14 protein-coding genes and 2 pseudogenes are annotated in these 18,363 nt (G+C 56.5%); 2 read left to right on the top strand and 14 right to left on the bottom strand.

The window, feature by feature from the left end:
- Window positions 1–552: 552 nt before the first annotated feature.
- The 7 genes and pseudogenes from CK218_RS16185 to CK218_RS16215 form a co-directional block, all read right to left on the bottom strand.
- Window positions 553–1,663, bottom strand: a pseudogene (locus CK218_RS16185) (IS701 family transposase); the annotation flags it as partial.
- A gap of 500 nt (window positions 1,664–2,163) precedes the next feature.
- Window positions 2,164–2,949, bottom strand: a complete 786-nt coding sequence (gene eutA, locus CK218_RS16190; RefSeq protein WP_095776685.1) for an ectoine utilization protein EutA — start codon at window positions 2,947–2,949, stop codon at window positions 2,164–2,166.
- Window positions 2,950–2,954: 5 nt separating this feature from the next.
- The gene (gene ehuD / locus CK218_RS16195; RefSeq protein ID WP_095825826.1) at window positions 2,955–3,614 is read right to left on the bottom strand and encodes an ectoine/hydroxyectoine ABC transporter permease subunit EhuD; all 660 of its coding nucleotides are present in this window, start codon (window positions 3,612–3,614) and stop codon (window positions 2,955–2,957) included.
- Window positions 3,614–4,273: an ectoine/hydroxyectoine ABC transporter permease subunit EhuC gene (gene ehuC, locus CK218_RS16200; RefSeq protein WP_095776511.1), complete on the bottom strand. Its 660-nt coding sequence runs from the start codon at window positions 4,271–4,273 to the stop codon at window positions 3,614–3,616. Before ehuC ends, ehuD begins: the two co-directional genes overlap by 1 nt.
- Window positions 4,274–4,425: 152 nt before the next feature.
- Complete coding sequence (gene ehuB, locus CK218_RS16205; RefSeq protein ID WP_095776510.1) at window positions 4,426–5,280, bottom strand: ectoine/hydroxyectoine ABC transporter substrate-binding protein EhuB; 855 nt, start codon at window positions 5,278–5,280, stop codon at window positions 4,426–4,428.
- A 99-nt stretch (window positions 5,281–5,379) separates the two neighbouring features.
- Window positions 5,380–6,204 carry an ectoine/hydroxyectoine ABC transporter ATP-binding protein EhuA gene (gene ehuA / locus CK218_RS16210; RefSeq protein ID WP_095776509.1) on the bottom strand — a complete coding sequence of 275 codons (825 nt, stop codon included), beginning with the start codon at window positions 6,202–6,204 and terminating at the stop codon, window positions 5,380–5,382.
- Window positions 6,205–6,299: 95 nt separating this feature from the next.
- Window positions 6,300–7,205 (bottom strand): peptidyl-alpha-hydroxyglycine alpha-amidating lyase family protein, encoded by a 906-nt coding sequence (locus CK218_RS16215; RefSeq protein WP_143749644.1) that lies wholly within the window; start codon window positions 7,203–7,205, stop codon window positions 6,300–6,302.
- 314 nt (window positions 7,206–7,519) lie between these two features.
- On the opposite strand from CK218_RS16215, the gene CK218_RS16220 reads away from it, so the two are divergent.
- Window positions 7,520–8,536: a 2-hydroxyacid dehydrogenase gene (locus CK218_RS16220; protein WP_095776507.1), complete on the top strand. Its 1,017-nt coding sequence runs from the start codon at window positions 7,520–7,522 to the stop codon at window positions 8,534–8,536.
- 159 nt (window positions 8,537–8,695) lie between these two features.
- Entirely contained in the window at window positions 8,696–10,081 is a 1,386-nt protein-coding gene (locus CK218_RS16225) for a PLP-dependent aminotransferase family protein (RefSeq protein WP_095776506.1), read from the top strand.
- 473 nt (window positions 10,082–10,554) lie between these two features.
- Here CK218_RS16225 and CK218_RS16230 read toward each other — a convergent pair whose 3' ends face one another.
- The 7 genes and pseudogenes from CK218_RS16230 to CK218_RS16250 all read right to left on the bottom strand — a co-directional run bounded on the left by CK218_RS16230 (window position 10,555) and on the right by CK218_RS16250 (window position 17,982).
- Window positions 10,555–10,947 (bottom strand): ectoine synthase, encoded by a 393-nt coding sequence (locus tag CK218_RS16230; RefSeq protein ID WP_095776505.1) that lies wholly within the window; start codon window positions 10,945–10,947, stop codon window positions 10,555–10,557.
- Between the two features lie 3 nt (window positions 10,948–10,950).
- On the bottom strand, window positions 10,951–11,196 hold the full coding sequence (locus CK218_RS31475; protein ID WP_348628726.1) for a hypothetical protein: 246 nt from the start codon (window positions 11,194–11,196) through the stop codon (window positions 10,951–10,953).
- A gap of 45 nt (window positions 11,197–11,241) precedes the next feature.
- Complete coding sequence (locus CK218_RS31480) at window positions 11,242–11,598, bottom strand: aminotransferase class III-fold pyridoxal phosphate-dependent enzyme (RefSeq protein ID WP_348628727.1); 357 nt, start codon at window positions 11,596–11,598, stop codon at window positions 11,242–11,244.
- Window positions 11,599–11,779: 181 nt separating this feature from the next.
- A pseudogene (locus CK218_RS31485) lies at window positions 11,780–12,262 on the bottom strand (aminotransferase class III-fold pyridoxal phosphate-dependent enzyme); the annotation flags it as partial.
- A 59-nt stretch (window positions 12,263–12,321) separates the two neighbouring features.
- Entirely contained in the window at window positions 12,322–12,831 is a 510-nt protein-coding gene (gene ectA / locus CK218_RS16240; RefSeq protein ID WP_210199706.1) for a diaminobutyrate acetyltransferase, read from the bottom strand.
- Between the two features lie 480 nt (window positions 12,832–13,311).
- The gene (locus CK218_RS16245; protein WP_095776503.1) at window positions 13,312–14,700 is read right to left on the bottom strand and encodes a PLP-dependent aminotransferase family protein; all 1,389 of its coding nucleotides are present in this window, start codon (window positions 14,698–14,700) and stop codon (window positions 13,312–13,314) included.
- Window positions 14,701–15,282: 582 nt separating this feature from the next.
- A complete protein-coding gene (locus CK218_RS16250; RefSeq protein ID WP_095828298.1) occupies window positions 15,283–17,982 on the bottom strand; it encodes an HAD family hydrolase in 2,700 nt (899 codons plus the stop codon).
- Window positions 17,983–18,363 lie beyond the last annotated feature (381 nt).

Raw genomic sequence — 18,363 nt, forward strand, 5'->3', positions numbered from 1 at the left:
ATTGCCCGAATTCGATCGCTGGCTTCTAGGTAAGCCATCTCGACCAAATAGGTCAGGAGGCTCTCACCATCTGACTGCGCCGTCTGACGAATTTGTCTCAACATTGCCTGGGCATGGTGCAAGTTCTGCAACTTTCTGGACTGTTTCACTGGAATCCCGGCTTTCAAACGGCGTTCTCCCTAAAGGACAACTGACACTCGCTCCAACCCGAAACGCGTGCCCTCGCAGAGCTTCGCGCTACGCCCTTGCTCAGGGTCGATCCATCACCGATGAGGCATTTGTCGCATGAATTTCTCCCAATCCAAGCTAATCCGGCGGCCTGGTCGGTCCTGTTTCGGAAGAGGGGTGGATCTCGTGTCATGATGGAAACCTCACGCTACTATTGCGTTTTGACCGGCAAGGGCTTGCGGCTACGTTCGCGGGATTGATCTTGCCATGGACAGCGGCCGCGGCGCCGAGCGATCCCGGCTTCGGCTTCCTGGGAGGCCTCGGTAAGCGTTCGAAGCGGCGGCTCGTTTCCATGAGCCTTCCAACCGCTCCCGAGGGGTCGAGGCTCGCCTTGTGGCGAACGGTCGACACCATCGCGAATGCACGAGCGAGACGTTGCGATGCCACCCGCGCCAAGAACGGTTTCGTTATGGTCGAGGCCCAGCTCGTTCTTCGCCGTGCGGAGGTTTTCCTCGACAATCCTGCAGCATTGGTGCACTGCGACAAAGGTTTCGATCTCAGTTCCCACTGGAGACCATGTTGAAAAGTAGCTGAGAGCCTGATTGGCATCGCGTCGGATTAAGAGCCCTGCGGTCCAGAGGCCTGAGCGGGTTTTATCGAATTGCGCGAGGTCCGTGTCAGTGAACGGGCGGTAAGCCCATGATTTAGAGCCCTTTAGCGCCTCTCCTGGGGGGAATATCCGCCAACCGGAGAGATCGAGGTTCCGTGCGATATCTTCGGCCATTCCTCCTTCCGGAAAAAGGCGATTTCGGAAAGCGAAATGATGGTCTGCGCTAACGGCGAGCACGTATCCCTTGGACCAGCGTCGTAGGGCCATCTCGATGTCGACGTCACTGTAGACCAAGTCGACGGCTACCCAACTGAACGGTACGTCGGCTGAGACGATACGCGCGATCATATCAATTGCTAGGCGGGACTTCGTCGCGAAAGTCCTGCCCCAGGCACGTGGGACTGCGCAAGGCGGGCAGGGTCTTCCGTGCAGGGCCCTTGGCAGATACAGCACGCGATCGACGAAAGCATTCCCGTGCTTGGATGCATAGGCGGCGAACACGCCGATCTGGCAATTTGCCGTCTTGCCCGTCGAGACATTGACCTGCCGCGCTACCCCACAGGACGTCTTGCTTTGCTTGACGAAAACCGTCTCATCGATCACCAGGACCGCTTCGGCGTCAGCCAACGTTTCGAGGGCATATTCGCGCACAATGTCGCGCGAGACGTCTGCGTCCCTCCGGCCCCTTCCGAGAATGGCCTGTTGGCACCACGGCCCAGGGTCACCCGCAGCCTCGGCGCGCATCCACCCGGTTTTGCGATGCGCATCCCGGAGCAGGCCTTCAAGGAACAGTCCGGCCGAAATCGCCACACGTTCCTGAGGGAAAAGTCTCCTGATCCGGGACTTCACCTCGGGCATTGCCGAGGCCCATATCTCCAGTGTCATATCGATTCAATCATTCCCAATAACTCCCTTTTGGCCGCCCGCGCAGAATCGACAAAAAACAACTAATTCACCTGTGAACAGCTCTCCGGTATTTTCTCGCGATAACAGTAATGCCTGAGCGACATTTGAGCGGCGCTCAACCCTCACATTCTATTGTTCGAGACAAGCTTGACTTAACAACCCGTGATTGCCATAACTCCGACGTAGACGACAATGCAAGCATCTCCGCGAAGGATTACGAGGAAATCGCAAACAGGGGCTCGCGCGACAAAGTTAGATATGTTTAATAAGCGTTAGCTGGCAGCGGATCAGTAGGAGATATCCAAGAACAGCATAAACAAAGCAAAAGGTGACAGCCTTATTTTGTAGCGATTACTTCATATCCGGACCTCATGTATGCTCGGGGTTCGATGGTGCGCGGAGCATCGGGAAGGTATGCGCAAGTCCTGCGAGTTCGTAGGGCAACGACCGCAGTCGAGGGGAACCTTGGAGAGCTTTCCTTAGTGGGAGTTATCTCCTGGCCGCTTCATCATCAGCCGGCCGAATTCGGGCCGCGCTGCGCCGTCCCCGCAAAGCCGCAGGCAGTTCCAGGCGCTGGCCTGATTGCTGGTGACGACCGGACGGCCGATCGCTTCTTCCATGTCGGGAACTGCGAGAGCCGCGCGCAGCGCCGTGCAGGAGACGAACAGCGCATCGGCCTGCGCATCCGCTGCCTTGCGCGCGAGGTCCACAAGGGAAGCGGGCTTGATGCGTGCCATTTCGCGATCGTCCTTGAAGTCGAGGCAGGTGAAGCTCTTGATATCGAAACCATGCGCCGCGAAATAGGTGGCCATCGGCCGGCTGGTCTCGATGGTATAAGGCGTGAGAATGCTGATGCGCTTCGCCCCTAAGGCCTTTAGGCCGCGCACGCCTGCCATCGGCGGCGTGACCACGGGAACGCCGGGCTTAGCCGCCTGGATCGCGGCCTCAATCTCGGCATCGCGGATCACTACTGAGGCAGAGGTGCAGGAGTAGCAGATGGCATCGAGCGTCTCGTCCGGCAAGATGAGCGCCGCGCCGGCCGAAAGGGACGGCTGCATCTTGCGCAGATTTTCCGCTGTCGTCGGATTGGCATAGGGAATGCGAGCGACATACACGCCGATCCGCTCGCTCGCCACCATGCGGCGGAAGTCCACCTCGCTGGTGTGGTCGGTGGCTAATGCGATCAGCCCGACGCGCTTTTCCAGCGGACGCGCGTCAAGCGCGGGACGTGCCGTTTCGAGGCGGATCTCGGGCAATGCATTCATGACTTTCATCTTTCGATCCTGCCGTAGCGATGCTCCAGCCAGCGCAACAGCACGACGGAGCAGAGGCTGATGAAGAGGAAGAAGGCGCCGACCAGCGTCATAGGCTCGATATAGCGGTAGTAGGTGTTGGCGACGCCCTTGGCCTGGTTCATTAATTCCAGAACGGTGATCGCCGAGAGAAGGGGTGTTTCCTTGAACATGGCGATGAAATAGTTGGCCAAGGCCGGGATCATCGGCGGGATCGCCTGCGGCAGGATGATGTGCGTCCAGGTGTGGCGTCCCTTGAGATTGGAGGCCTTGGCCGCCTCCCACTGGCCGCGCGGCACATTGTCGATGCCGGCGCGATAGACCTCGGCCGTGTAGGTGCCGTAATGCAGGCCAAGGCCGATGACGCCCGCCACCAGCGGCGGCAACAGGATGCCGATATCGGGCAGCACGTAGAAGATGAAATAGAGCTGCACCAAGAGCGGCGTGCCGCGAATGAATTCGGCGAACCAGCCGACGCTGCGCGAGACGAGCAAGTTGTCCGAGCGCCGCGCCAGCGCAATTCCTAGGCCGACGATCGCAGCCAGGATCGAGCCAAGCACTGTGGCCAGGATGGTGATCTTCACACCCTTGAGCAGGACCGGCATGATCTCCCGAACGAAGTTCCAATCCCATTCCATCAGACGCGCACTCCGTCGAGCCCGCGCGCCAAGCGGCGTTCCAAGGACCGCACACCCCAGGAGATGATCATCGAAAGCACGAAATAGATGATAAGGACGGAGAGGAACGGCATCAGCGTGCTGCCTGTTTGCGAGCGCACCACCTGCGCCTGGAAGGTAAGGTCGGCAAGCGAAACCAGTGACACCACCGAGGTCGCCTTGAGTAACTCTATGGCGTTGTTGCCGAAGGTCGGCAGCATCACCAGCAGCGCCTGCGGCAGGATGACATGGCGCATGCCTTGCCAACGGCTGAGGTTTAGCGCCGTACAGGCCTCATATTGCTCGCGGCCGACCGACAGGATGGCGCCGCGCACCACCTCCGCCCCATAGGCGCCGACATTCAAGCCCAGCGCCAGCACGCCGGCCTGCAGCGGCGTCAGCGTTAGGCCAGCGAAAGGCAGAACGAAGTAAGCGAAGAACAGCTGCACGAAGCCCGACGTGCCGCGGAAGAACTCGATATAGGCCGTCGCGAGGACGCGCAACAAGAAGAAGCGTGACAGCCGTCCCATGCCAGCAATGAATGCCATCGCTAGTGCGACCGCTGCGCCCATCAAGGTGATTTGCACCGTGACCACCGCACCCTGCAAAATCAAGTCAAGATATCCGGACCAGTCTGTCATGGGATCGGGGTTGCCAATTAGAAGCTAAAGACTTGCCTTGGGCTGACTTCATATCCGTCGGGACTTGCTGCGGCACGTCCGGTGGGGTTAACAGACGCGGTCCGAAACCCCTCCCGTTCGCCGATCTTCCCGCTGCGAGGTCAGACAAGGTCCTATTGCGCCGAGGCGCAGAGTTTCTCGCGCGTGGTCGACATAGCCGCCTTGGCGGAGAACCCGTACGGCTCGACAATCTTGGCGAATTCGCCTGACTTCTTCAAATTGGCGAGTTCGGTATCAAAAGCATCGCGCAACGCCTCGTCGCCTTTCTTGAAAGCGGCGCCGTCGCACGAGACCGGCAGCCCCTGCACCGGGGCGATCACTTCGAGGTTGGGATCGTTCGCCTTCTTGACCAGGTCAGTGATAGAGAGGATCGGGAGCGTATAGACGTCGATGCGCCCGTCCTGCACCATCTTCAGGCCGCTCTGACCGTCAGGCACAACAATGAAGCGATCACTTGGCACGCCGGCTTTTAGAGCGTACTTCGCCTGAAGTCCGCCACCCGGTCCACCGATGGTGGCGGATGTGTTCTTGGCGATATCCTCATAAGTCATCAAATGTTTTGGGTTGCCCTTCTTCACTAGAAAGGCGTCAGCGTCGCAAAGCACGGGTTCGGAGTAGGCAACCGCCGCGCAACGCTCCGGCTTCATCATCAGGCCGGCGGTGACGACATCGAAGCGGCCAGCTTGCAGCCCGGGGATCATCGCGCCGTATTCGGAGATCGAGGCGACGACGTCCTTGACGCCGAGTCGCTTGAAGATCTCACGCGCCACGTCGGGCGCCGCTCCCGAAACCTTGCCGTCGGCCGCCACCGCCGTATAGGGGGGCTCGTTGGCAATGGCGACGCGGGCGAAGCCCTGTTGCTTGAGCTGATCCAGCTTGGCGTCATCCGCCGACCGCGCGCCGGAGGCAAGCAGCATTGTGGTGACCGCGAGGCCGGCGACGCCGGTCAGAATGCCTAGTTTCTTCATGTTCCCAACTCCTTTGTCTCTTTTGTTGCTCGAATTGGGCGCACAGCGTCGAGGATATTTCGTTACCTCGGGATGGACTGCGTCGCCCATGCATCGCGGTTAGACCCTATGTCCGGCCGCGATGATCTTCTTCAGGAAGCTCTGCGTTCTTTCCTGTTTGGGATGGCGAAAAATCTCATCGGGCTTGCCTTCCTCGACGATCCTGCCGCGGTCAAAGAACAGCACGCGATCGGCAAAATCGTGGGCGAAGCCCATCTCATGGGTGACCAGAAGCATCGTCATGTCTGTCTCGGCCGCGAGCTTGCGCATGACGTTGAGCACTTCCTCGACGAGCTCCGGGTCGAGCGCCGAGGTCACTTCGTCGAACAGCATGATCTTGGGCGACAGCGCCAGGGCGCGCGCGATCGCCGCGCGCTGCTTCTGGCCGCCGGAAAGCTGCCCGGGCATCGCTTTCGCCTTGTCGGCGAGGCCCACCATGTCGAGCAGTTCCATCGCCCGCTTCTCGGCGGCGGCGCGCGCGGCACTCTTGGTCAGCATCGGCGCCAGGGTCACGTTGTCCATGACGCATTTGTGCGGGAAGAGATTGAAGAGCTGGAAGACCATGCCGATCTTCTGGCGCATCCTGGCCAGATGCCGCTCATCGGCCTGCAGCAATTGGCCGTTGCGCTCCATGTGATAGAGCTGCTCGCCGTCGATCTGGATATGGCCGCCGTCGATCTTCTCCAGCGTCATCAAGATGCGCAGGATCGTCGTCTTGCCCGAGCCTGATGGACCGATCAGCGCCAGCTTCTCGCCGGGCATAACCTGCATCGACAAACCGTCGAGCACCTTGAAGGCGCCAAAACTCTTCGAGATTCCGTTGATCCCGATCATAGGCGCCGGCTTGCTGTGCGCCTCATCAAGAGATTGCGAAAAATGTCTCATTCGTACTCCAGCGGGAAAAGATTGCCTCAGTGTAGTGGGTCTCAACTCGCCACCGAAACGGCTCCTAAAAAGCCAACACTTACACCTTTGAGCGATTATTGGATTTTTCGGAACTTTGATACACGCCAGCCGTAAACTTCGCAGACATAAATGTCGCCGTTTTCAGCTACACAGAGATCGTGCGGCCCGATCAGAGTGTCTTTGTTGCCACCCGCCGTATTATCCCAGCTGCTAAGAAGCACGCCATCCAAGTTATATAGCGAGATCGATCCGCTTCCCCTTCCATTTGACTTGTCCTCGAACGGCTGTAGTTGAGCGAAGTAAACAATGTCATCTCTAATGCAAATACCGCTAGGATTACCAAGCGTCCATTCTTCCAAATATTTGCCTTCGGTATCAAAGAGCTGAACTCTGTCATTCTCGTCATCGCAGACAAGAACTCTGTTCCTGCTATCGATCCAAACATTGTGGACCAGCTCAAATTGGCCTGGTTCGCGCCCTTGACGCCCCCAAGACAGCAGCAGTTCACCCTTGGAATTGAAGCGGTGGACCTTGTGGCCACCGTAACCGTCCGCAACGAAGATATCTCCGTTCGGTGCAATCGCGAGATTCGTAGGCAAGTTGAACGGCTGCGCGTGGACTAAGCGCCCCTCGCAAGTAGGTGATGCTGAATTCTTGTTTCCTAGTGTGCGCAAAAGCTCGCCGTGCGGTGCGAACTCCATCGCGACGTGAGCGCCACAATCCACTATCCAGACATTGTCGTCCTTGCCGATGAATATTCCATGGGGTGTAGCTGAGAACATGCCGTCGCCCCACGACCCAATGAAGTCCCCCTCCGGCGTCCAGATGGTTACCGGATGTTTGCCTCGAGAGAGAACGAAGATCTCTCCCGAGGAGTTGATGGCAACGTCGCTTGGTTGCCCCATCTCAAAATATTTTGGGACGTTTGGCCAACTCTCGACCCGTTCAAAGCGGTACTGACCCGACCCTAGTACTTTCAATTTCTTATTCTCCTGGGCTGGACGTGGTGCGCGGCTGCAGCCATTGACACGGCCCGATATGGGGCAATGTCACTATTCGTGCGTTTTAAAAAAGCTGTCAATCGCGAAATTGCCTCAATTCAATCGCCTGCTAATCGTGATCTTTTGTTGCCGGAGGAGTAACAACTGAAGATTGCGATGCCCTTGCCGCGCCTCTCGTTCTTCGGGGTCGGGCGGTGAGGTCCTATTGACATGATGCAAGTTTGCTATTGAGACATGTCAAAACTGATGCTACCAGCAGGCGACTTAGCGTTTAAAAAGGATCAGAGGATCAAATGAAAGTTTTATTGGGATGGCACGCTACGGACGAAGAGGTGTCAACGTTTGAGCGGTCGCTTGCCGGCGCTACTCTCGTAAGGCCGCGTCCTGAGCCCTATCTTTCTCGTTTCGATCTAACACTAGAATCGATCGTGGAAACGCTTGGAGACGTAGACGCCTTCGTTGGATATGTTTTGCCCGAAGGGTCGTTGGACGTCGCAAAGAAATTGAAGGTGATATGCTGGATGCACGCCGGCTGTGATGAACTTGACTTGGCTCGCCTGAAGACAATGGGCGTCCAAGTTACTAATTTGCGAGGCGCCAACAGTATTGCAGTTGCCGAACATGCGATGTCGATCATTCTGGGGCTGGCAAAGCGTCTGATCACGAAGCACCAGGCCTGCGTCGACGCTCTCCCAGTGCCAGTTTACGATCGCGATTCCTGCTCAGCGATGTTGCATCGCAGAACACTGGGAATAATCGGCCTGGGGCAGATTGGAAGTGCGATCGCCCAGCGCGCCAAGGCTTTTGACATGGGAGTTTTGGGTGTTCGCCTCCATCCTGAACTCGGTGCGGGTGCGGCGGACGCGGTTTTCGGCGTCGACCAGATGGGGCAGGTGCTGGGAAGCAGCGATTACGTTGTGTTGGCCACACCTATCACCCGCAAAACGAATTCGTTTTTTGGGGCTGCTGAGATAGATGCGATGAAACCAGGGGCATTCCTCGTAAACATCGCTCGTGGCAATCTGATACAGGAACGACCCCTCTATGATGCTCTTAAAACCGGAAAGATAGCAGGCTACGGTTCTGACGTCTGGTGGACATATAACAACGCCTTCCCCGCAAGTTATCATTTTCCGGTGCCCTCGCGAACGGGGATCCAGAGGATGCCGAATGTCATCGGTACGGGTGATCAGGGAGCTAATGCCGATGACGTTCTCGAGCGCAACATAGCGCGCTCTGTGGAAAGCTTGCTTGAGTTCCAGAGCGACAAGCCTCTTACTTGGAAAATCGATCTCGACTTAGGATATTGAAGAACCTTGCAGCTTTTTCCGAAAGGTGTTGATGACAAGAACGGCTGGTCGCCATCGTGCGACCGGCCGCTTCATTTAGGGAACTTCAGTGATACATCGGATAGCGCAATTCATTGAGTTTGTTAGGGCTTCTCCCGTACCCTAAGAGGATCGTGCAATATGGATGTGTGGCTACCTGATCCGAGTTCGCTCGAACGTCCCATCTATCTTTCTTTAGCAGAAAGGGTCATCGAGGCTCTCCAAGCTGGCAAATTGACGGAGGGTGCGCGCTTGCCGACGCACCGCGAGTTATCGTTCCGCTTGAAGATTTCAGCCCAGACCGTTAGCCGGGCATATGACGAATTAGCTAGACGGGGGTTGGTCACAAGCACAGTCGGTCGTGGAAGTTTCGTCAAATTCTCACTCGATAAACCAGCCTATCCTCACTCCCCTGAACGCTCCGAAACATCGATTGACCTTTCGATTTTGAAGCCGGTGAGTGGTTCAACCCATCTTCAGCATATGAGTAGGGTGCTCCGGGACCTCGCGGTGGATCTTCCCCATACGAATTTCTTCTCATTCCGGCCAAATAATGCATTGGCCCGCCATCGCAGCATGGGCGTCGACTGGTTGCGATCGTATGGCATCGAAGTCGACGAACGCAACTTGGTGGTCACGAATGGTGCAACGCCCGGCATGACACTTGCGTTGATGTCCGTTCTAAGCCCGGGGTCAACTCTGCTATCCGAGGAAATAGGCCACCACACGCTAAGCCCGCTCGCCGCGTACCTCGGCTCGAAGCTCCATGCGGTAAAAATAGATTCGGAGGGCATTTGTCCGGATTCGTTGGAGCAGGCTTGCTTGGAGCACAAGGCGCGCGCTCTGTTCATCATGCCTGGTCCCATCAGCCCAACTGTCAGTATTATGAGCAACGGGCGGCGGGCGGAAATCGCTGAAATCGCGCGGCGCCATGGGTTATTTATTGTTGAAAATGATCCTCTCGGTGCGCTGGTCGATCGCGGCCTGACGTCCTTTGTTGAACTCGCTCCCGAACGGACATTCTACATTACCTCTTTGACAAAATCCCTTATGCCGGGTTTGCGAACTGGCTATGTGGTCGTTCCGAGTAGCTTGATTCCTGCAGTCACAAATCGGTCCCTCGTAACGACCTGGATGGCTACACCACTCATAGCCGAGATTGCCAGCCGTTGGATTGAAGACGGCACTGCAAAAGACCTTATCGACTGGCAGCGGAAAGCGTTGGCGGAGCGGCACAAACTAGCCGCTGAACTTTTGGGCGGCGTTCCCTATCTTTCCCACCCGCAAAGTCTTCACATCTGGCTCCCGATGCCAAAAGGTCACACTGAAGATGGGTTCGTCGCCAATGCTCGTCTCCGGGGAGTGGGTGTCGCACGCGGCAGCGCATTTACGTTATCGCAACACGCGCAGCCTCCTGCAATCCGCATCTCTGTAGGATCAACGCGCCCAGATGAATTGAGGCGTGGCCTTGAGACAATATGCGCTATGCTAAGAGAGGAGCCTGAACCGCTTCTCCACAGGCTGTAAACTATCACCGAAGCTGCCGCAGCCCGTCTGTCCACGAAGATCGCCTCCCGCGGAGACAAATGTGGGGCCCTGGGCTGGCGGTTAGGCAAGAAGAGGTTTTATCTTTAGCCTTTCAGCGAGGTGGGTTGGACAGTTGGTCACCCGCATCCTCAGCCAGTATTGCGCCGCAAGAGGTCTTGCATGCGCGCTCACGTCCCCTTCTCCTTCTGACGTCACTCGCAGCGCTACCCCGTCGTAGGAAGGTCCTCCGAAACGCCAGATCGCATCTACTCAACGTCGCACTTTCCTGTCTGCTGAGGTGCACGGTGCTCGCGCCCTGCAGAACCGGCAACGGCGCAAAATGGGGAAGGCTCCCACGGCACATTTGGGGAGTATTGTTCCGATAGACAGACGAGCGCGGGGAAGAGAGGCGGAGGAGCCAATCCTCGAATGCCCTCCGATGTCGACGCTCATTGACCTTCTCTGAGGCGTCATCAGATCGCCTCCGAGTCGAGCGGATACGCGCCGGTCTCATCATGGACCTCGCTGCCTGCCAAGGGAGGGACGAAGACGCAGGCTAGCACCAGTTCGGTCTCTGCACACAGCAGGTGAGCATCATGTTTATCAAGCGCGTAGATGATCCCCGGTCGAACGACATGGACCTCATCCACCTGTGAATTCTCGATAAAACCCGTTCCTGAGATGCAGTAAACTGCCTCAAAGTGGTTCCGATAGTGCATCTTGAGCCGGGCGCCCTTATGGATCGTGGTGATGTGAAAGGAGAAGCCCATCGCATCATTCTTGAGGAGCAGTCGCACGCTTTCCCAGCTCGCCGTCTGGACCCGCCTGGCCGTCTTTTGCTCCTCATTGAAATCTCTTACAATCATGACTTATCTCCTACTCGCCGTGCTGACTGTGCTGCCGATCACGCTTTCGATTGTATGCTCCAGGATGTCGAGGCCTTGGTTAAGCTGATCCTCGGCGATGACCAGAGGTGGCTGACACTTTACGACCTCGTCGTTGGGACCAGCGGTCTCGACAATCAGACCCCTCTGGAAGGCGGTGCTGACTTGACCGGCAATCTCGCCGGACTTCAGATCTATGCCCCGCATCACGCCACGACCTTTGGCTGACACTCGGCTCGGGTCGTATTTCTGCGTGATCTGATCAAGGGCGGCTTTTCAGCAAATTGCCTTTCTCCTTGACAGACGCTGCAAAGCTATCCGTGTGCCAGAAGTGCTCGAGAGCTGCGCGTGCCGTGACGAAAGCATCGCAGTTGCCGCGGAACGTGCCGTTGTGCTCTCCGGGCTCCCACTTGTCGAGTTGTCGATCTTGAGAACGAGGGCCATAGGCAGGCCATAGCCGGATATCGATTTGGCCATTGTGACGATGTCTGGACGGAGCCCAGATGCTTCGAAGCTGAAGAATGCATCGGTCCGGCCAACCCCCGCCTGAATTTCGTCGACGACGAGCAGAGCTCCATGTCTGCGCGCAACGGCCGCCAGCTTTTGCAGCCACCCCGGGCCTGCGACATTCAGGCCGCCGTCGCCCTGAACTGTCTCGAACGATCACCGCAGCCGGCGCGTCCACACCCCTGGAGGGATCCGAAAGCAGGTGATCAAGATAGTCGGCGGTGTCTACACTTGACCCAAGATAGCCGTCATGTGGTAATCGCGAGACGCCGCCGAGCAACCGGCCGGCGGCTGCGCGGTGGTATCTACTGCCGGTGCACGAGAGAGCGCCGAGGCTCACACCATGAAAGCCATCGGTGAACGCTACGATGTTGGACCGACCAGTTATCTTGCGCGCTAACTTGAGGGCAGCCTCGACCGCGTTAGCGCCGGTTGGACCGGGAAACTGAACGACGTAGTCGAGTTGTCGCGCTCTGAAAATCGTCTCGTTCAATTCCCGTAAAAAAGACTCGTTGGCTTCACTATACAAATCGAGGCTGTGCGTGATGCCGTCTCGGGCGATGTATTCTACGAGCGCGCTCTTGAGCTCGGGGGGACTATGACCGTGGTTTAGACTTGAGCACCCCATCAGAAAATCGAGATAGACGGTTCCATCGCGCGCAAACAACTGGGCGCCCCGCGCTGTCGTGAAAACAGCAGGAGCGCGACGAGCGTAGCTGCGCACTTCGGACTCGAGATGGCGGAAGGTCGCGAATTCGTCCCCGCCGTACGGCCTGCTTCGGTTAGTCATTGCTTGACTCCCTTCTTTGCTACGAGCTCCGGGGCCTGGCGAGCATGCCTGCAGCGCTTCTAGGAGGGTGCGATGGGGCCGATGGCTATCGTGTACTCGCTCTCATGCTGTCCCTTAAAATGGATATCGCGATCGAAGCGTATAGCCTGTCGGATTGGCGCGCGCATATCCCGAGCCACACCCGCGAAGAGCAACTGGCTCGCAGTGTTGCTGAGAGTCACCGTGGCGTTGATGTGGGTCACGCCGTCGCAAGATCGCCTGTTCAGAGCTGAGATAATCAACCCTTTCCCAACCCCCATACCGCGCGCCTCAGGATGCACGGCAATTTGCCAAATGAAGAGCGTCGAATGCTCGCTCGGCCGCCGATACGTCGCTAGCCAGCCAACGACCTCACCATCGCGCACCGCGAGAACACAGGTGTCAGCGAAATCAGTGCAGAGCAGGAGCTCGCAGTAGACCGAGTTGCGGTCCAGGGGCGGGCACTTCCCGATCAGTTCCCATACGTCGGCCGCATGAATATCGGTGGGCTCTCGGAATGTCACTCCTGACAATAGGACGGTGGGAGGCAATGAGAACCTCTGGCTATCACTAACCAATTTGTACCTCCGGGCGAACATCAATGCCGCCTCGCGTCGCGTTTCACGAAGAGGAGTTAGCAAAGGTCGTGCCAGCTACGTCGAGGCGCCTAGAAATTGCTTTGTCAATTGTGTTGCTGACTTGACCCGCCGTGCAGGGGGGGGCACCTAGGCAAAAAACTGTGTGTCGCGAATTAGACAGACTTGACAGTAGGTGTCGGTTACGCAGCATTTTCTCGGAAAGGGCGAGGGGTAGGATTACGATGGGAGTGGTGGCGGAATCTACTTGCGAACGGCATTGACGACGGGGAGGGCCGCCGCTCTGACAACAAGATTGCGACCTCGTGGACTTCGGGGGCTAACCATCGAGTCCGCCGATCCTTCACTCACGGTCATCCCGCTTAGCGCCTCGATCGTCCAACCACGCCCTCTCCGGTGTTCCCACAATTTCTTTGCGCGATGGAGTCGACTGGATCAGTACGAAGTACCCATTGGATCGGGATGTTCTTGCAGGAGGGCCGCAATTCGTTCAAGGCCCTCTTTGAAGTTCTGGTCGTTTCTATTTGTGTCACCAAGTGCCAACCGCACTGCATGGGGTTCGACTGCTCGTCCGATGATGAATGGATCCGGAGGGCTGACAAGGAGCCCTAGAGAACGCGCATGATCCACAAAATGGGTCGATCGCCAGTGTTCAGGCAAGGTCAGCCAAGCATGCATCGCGTATGGCTCCGCTTCATACCTAAATGCCCCTAGTATGTGGTTCAGTATCTCGTATCTTGTCTTGAGTTTATGTCGCTGCCATTCGACCAGTCGATCAATCGTGCCGTCCTGGAGCCAGCGGGCAGCAACATCAGCGGTCCAGGTGTTTGCACTGCATCCGGTGGCTCGAGCGCGTGAAATTAGACGAGGTATTGCCGGAATGGGGCCCGCAAGAAATCCTGTCCGTAAAGCAGGCATTACGCACTTCGTAAAGCTCGTCGCGTAGTACGTGCGTTCGGGAGCGAAACACAACATGGGCTTCGGTCGGTTGGGGATTAGCGGACCGAAGACGTCATCCTCGATGATCGCTACATCATGCCGCCGCGCAATTTCGGCAATCCGCTCGCGACGCGCCTCTTCCATGAAGGAGACTGTGGGAACACTGTAGCAGGGGGTAACGCACAAAACCTTGATGTTTTCTTGCTCACAGGCTTCTTCAAAGGATTCCGGTATAATGCCGCTCTGATCGATAGCTAGGCCGCGGAGCCTGATCTTGAGGATTGAGGCATTAATGGTGATAGACGTGTCCACAAGCGCTTCGGTGGCGACCACATCACCAGGCTCGGTTATGCTGGCCATTGCAGTCCAGATCGCGTGAGCAGCGCCGTTCGTTACGATGAGGCCGTCGGCACTGCCCTGAACCCCATTGCGCTCAAGCCAAGCGGCGCCAGCTTCGCGATGCTGCACTATGCCCTGGCTCGGCCGATACTCGAGCATGCGCTGGATGGCGCCGTCTTTGGCTGACGCGACCATCGCCTCCCTGAGTTCCTCGATATGGGTTTCGGAGAGCACCGGCACGATGTTTGAGAAGTCTCGTATGTTCGGCTCTTCGCTATCGGCGACATACCGCGCACGGCGTTCCGGCCTGAAATACTGAACAAACGTTCCTCGACCCACTTCGCCCGAGAGTAGTCCTTTGCGTTCCGCCTCGGCGTAAGCGCGAGCTACGGTCTGCACGCTGACGCCGAGCTTTTCGGCGAGTTGGCGCTGGGTGGGCAAGCGATCACCCGGCTGTAGCGATTTCGAAGCAATGGCTCCGTCAACCGCGTCGATGATTGCCTTGTATCGCGGGCCGACTGAATTAGACAGGTCTGGAATCCACATTTAATAATCCAAGCTTACTATTGAAACAGACATGGCATTGAAGCGGTCGAGACCGTGCAGGTAACATCAGGCAGGCCGAAGGTACGTCTGGGGCGGAGATCCTTTTTCTCTCTCTCTCTCTCTCTCTCTCTCTCTCTCTCTCTCTCTCTCTCTCTCTCTCTCTGTCTCGTCTCTCTGCGGGTGTGAAGCTGGGGCCCACTCCAACGGAGTCCGGGACTTACTGAATGACTCAGCCAGATCATGCCGCACTTGGACACCGCTCGCATAAAGGCTTGAACAACGGGCGGAGAATTCTCATCTACGCTCCCAGAAGCGGGGGGGGGCGAACGCGACAGGCTTCCTCTCGGTCACCCCAATTACATCATTTCTTGTCGACTTCCTCCGCGATCCCTTCGTTCCATGCCAGACCATCGGACCATGGCCGCGTAGGAGCCGTGAGTGCAAAGCCTGCCTGAAAAGCGCAGGATCGGCGGCATCATGCGGCTACATTTCAAACAACCTGACAACCCCGCGCCGGACGCGATCTACTCCTCATAGGAGCTGAACAGTCCGCCAGGTCAATCGTCGCCGCCGGCGTACTTGCTATCCTTCGAAATTCCCGCGAGCCAGTGACTCGCCGTAGCGCGACCAGCAGGAATCTTCCCCCTCTATTGCGCCGCGCCTGGCTTCCGCAGCGGAGTCAGATGCCCTTGAAACCAACGGGCGAAATATCACGTTATAGTAATGCGGTGAATTAAGCTGACCCAAATCTCTTGGACGTATTGTCGCCGCACTCGCCTGTGACAGGCACTGGTAAATCTCTCCCTCTCGGTTGATTTCTTCCAAATCTAGATAATTGGATGGATTCCTGCACACGCTTCTTGCTTTATTAAAGAGCTGGATATCTGCGACCTGCAACCATTCGTAGTTCTCGCCAAAAAACATTTTCACACTCGCGCTACTTACATACGGCAGCATAACAGAGTAAAATCCGTCATGCAGATGACGTGCTCGAAGCAAGAAGCGTTTGGGCTCGTGTATGCTCCCAACCGAGATCATCAGAGGTGAAAACCGTACATTCATATCGTCTGGGCCTAGGTCAAGTTGAAACCTTCTTTGCACTAAGCCGCTGAATGTGAAGTCAAGGCCCAAGCCACGCGTTTCATATGCGCCCAGCCGATAGGGTGAGGGCAGGCACCTCACATTCTTCCAAGCACTTTCCAGATGGTAGATCGTTTTTTTGCGATCTGGTCCCATAAACTTGTCATGCTGGAAATCCTTGAAATATCGCAACTCCCCTTCAACGGGCATATACGCATTGCGGAATAGAGCTGCGTGCGCTGCACTCCGCAACATAGAAGAATCATGCGTCAAACCAGACTTGCCAAAGAACATTCTGGCATCATCAATGAACCGCAAACACTCAGCTTGAACATTGGCAACCTTTTCATACTGGTTGTCACTAAGCACAATGTCCGCAATAATTGGCCTCCCGTCCAATTCATAGTCAACGACCGCACCCTCCTTGAGGGTACAGCATTGCTCGAATATAGTCGTGTTGTCCCAGGTTGATGCTATAAGTGCCTTGCTATCGGAAGCCCTATACGGTTCATCCGACGCGTACACGTAACGCCCAAGTATATCTACGTCCAAGAGTCCGCCGCCAACTGTGCGAGACAGATATTCTTGCGTTCTGCCGTTATAGCCGACGTCGGCCAAGACAATCGTATCACCGTCCTCTACGCCCAGCTCAGTGGATATATAGCGCATCAAGCGAGCGCGCAAAGCGGACGAGTTGTTGAAAACCAAGGTTAGTACATCATCGTCGTGCAGAAGCTGATGGAACGCGGTTTTTGGATCGCGAGATTGACGGGCGACCTGTATTAACAATTCCGTGAGTTCAGGCGGAAGCAAAAGCTGTTTTGCGATGGCGTGAAGGCTGTCGCATTCGGGCTCGATCGCGCTGATGTAATAGTCGATATCGGCGCGGGTTTTGAAAGAAGCGGCAATAGCATGGAATTTCCGGATTCGTGCGAGCTTTCCGATGGGCTTGCGCGCATAGACTTCGCATGCGGCTGAAAGGAGGTAAGCATCACGCAGCAAGAAGAAGACCTTTACTCGTTTGCCTTGTTGTTGTAAGGCATCAACTTCGTCCATAAGAAAGCGAGCATAGGCGTATAGCGCCGGGCCAAATGACATGTAGCCTATCAGTGTCTCGGGCGTGCACTGACGGAGGTGTGCTAAAGAAAAAACAGGGCGGAATGGGCTATAGCATGGGAGAATGATTGCCGACGGCGCTGCCTGCTCGAGGACAATTAACGATGATGCTGCGCGCTGAAGGCGCAACAATTCAGCGACATCACGGTCAAAGGGCACGAAGTGCAACGCTCGTACGCCCAATTTCCGCGGTGCTTGCACGTCTGCTACATCATTGTCTCCAATGTGAAGCAGTTCCGAGGCAGGCACCCCAGCCTCGTTGATTACGGCCTGAAAAAGGGACTCGCTTTTTGGCGTCCCATAATCAACAGAGCAGTAAATCTTGCTGATTGACTGCATGACGTCCGCGGGCAAATGCCGAGCCAAAAGACGTCTTAAGTCGTATTCGCGCAAATACGTGTCGCTCACAACAATTATCTTCATACCACGGGTGCGCGCTAGCCTGATCAGTTCTACATACGGTGAGAATGCAAAGCAAACTCTCATTTCGGTCTGGATTTCTGCCTCGACCAATAGCTCCCGGTCCTCACTGGAGAGCGACGTAAAGGACCGATAGATGTCACCTAAATCAATTTCGCTGGATCCGTTGTCTAATAGGTTCGCTCGGCGTGCACGCGCCGCGGCGCTAATTCGTTGGTGAACAGTTACCCCTAACCTTCGCGCGATTGGATTGGCGGCCAGCACGGCAAAAACGTCCTTGGGTGTCGCTGTTTTGCGCCATAGCAACGTGTCGAAACAGTCAAGTGAGAGTACCTTCACGCAATCCCCAACGCCGTCGAGAACTGTCGGGATATCCTTCGCCGTTATCCGGGCGTTACTGTCGGTGTCTGTCGTGTCGCTCCAGGGGAGGCCGCGCTCCAGTCCTGTGGTCTTTTTTGTAAAACCATCACCGCCTGGAAATATTGAATCTGGGTGGCCGACGAGTCCGTAGAGCTCAGTATAGACGTCATCTTCTGGAAGACGTTGAACTATCTTGCCATTGAGGTCAGCCTCAAGCTGATAGTCAATACAAATTCGTTCGGAAGACTGTTGGTTATCATCGATTCGAACTATCTTGGCGGCCATGCGCGTTAGTAAGTTCTGCATATTGCCTCCGTTGCGCCAGCGCAATCGTTCTGGCCGACAACTCTTACTTGTCGTTCAGGCGAGGTTAGGCCATCGCCAAGTGTCGAGTTTCGGCAACCGCTTTCGCTATGAAGAGTCAACGGCATTTGTCTCTTGGTGACTTGGCTTCGAACGGGGGGCCTGCGAGTAAACTAGGCTTATCCTATAGCCAGGCGATCACGATTTATCGATTGCCACCGCCGCTGCACAAAATGGCTAGCTCAAATACACGGCTAACCCTCTGCGCTGGGCAAAGCAGCCTAAGACATCAATGTGACTGCGCCACTGGCCACCCTGGCCACTAGGCGTAGAGCCTCGCGAAGGCGAGAAGAGTGGCTGAAACAACCGGAGGTGTGAAAGGGT

It is taken from the genome of Mesorhizobium sp. WSM3879 (assembly GCF_002294915.1).
GTDB lineage: Bacteria > Pseudomonadota > Alphaproteobacteria > Rhizobiales > Rhizobiaceae > Mesorhizobium.

Bases quoted from the DNA above. Each gene is read 5' to 3' on its own strand.
- eutA (WP_095776685.1), bottom strand. From the start codon at position 2,949: ATGAATGCATTGCCCGAGATCCGCCTCGAAACGGCACGTCCCGCGCTT.
- ehuD (WP_095825826.1), bottom strand. From the start codon at position 3,614: ATGGAATGGGATTGGAACTTCGTTCGGGAGATCATGCCGGTCCTGCTC.
- ehuC (WP_095776511.1), bottom strand. From the start codon at position 4,273: ATGACAGACTGGTCCGGATATCTTGACTTGATTTTGCAGGGTGCGGTG.
- ehuB (WP_095776510.1), bottom strand. From the start codon at position 5,280: ATGAAGAAACTAGGCATTCTGACCGGCGTCGCCGGCCTCGCGGTCACC.
- ehuA (WP_095776509.1), bottom strand. From the start codon at position 6,204: ATGAGACATTTTTCGCAATCTCTTGATGAGGCGCACAGCAAGCCGGCG.
- CK218_RS16220 (WP_095776507.1), top strand. From the start codon at position 7,520: ATGAAAGTTTTATTGGGATGGCACGCTACGGACGAAGAGGTGTCAACG.
- CK218_RS16225 (WP_095776506.1), top strand. From the start codon at position 8,696: ATGGATGTGTGGCTACCTGATCCGAGTTCGCTCGAACGTCCCATCTAT.
- CK218_RS16230 (WP_095776505.1), bottom strand. From the start codon at position 10,947: ATGATTGTAAGAGATTTCAATGAGGAGCAAAAGACGGCCAGGCGGGTC.
- CK218_RS16245 (WP_095776503.1), bottom strand. From the start codon at position 14,700: ATGTGGATTCCAGACCTGTCTAATTCAGTCGGCCCGCGATACAAGGCA.
- CK218_RS16250 (WP_095828298.1), bottom strand. From the start codon at position 17,982: ATGCAGAACTTACTAACGCGCATGGCCGCCAAGATAGTTCGAATCGAT.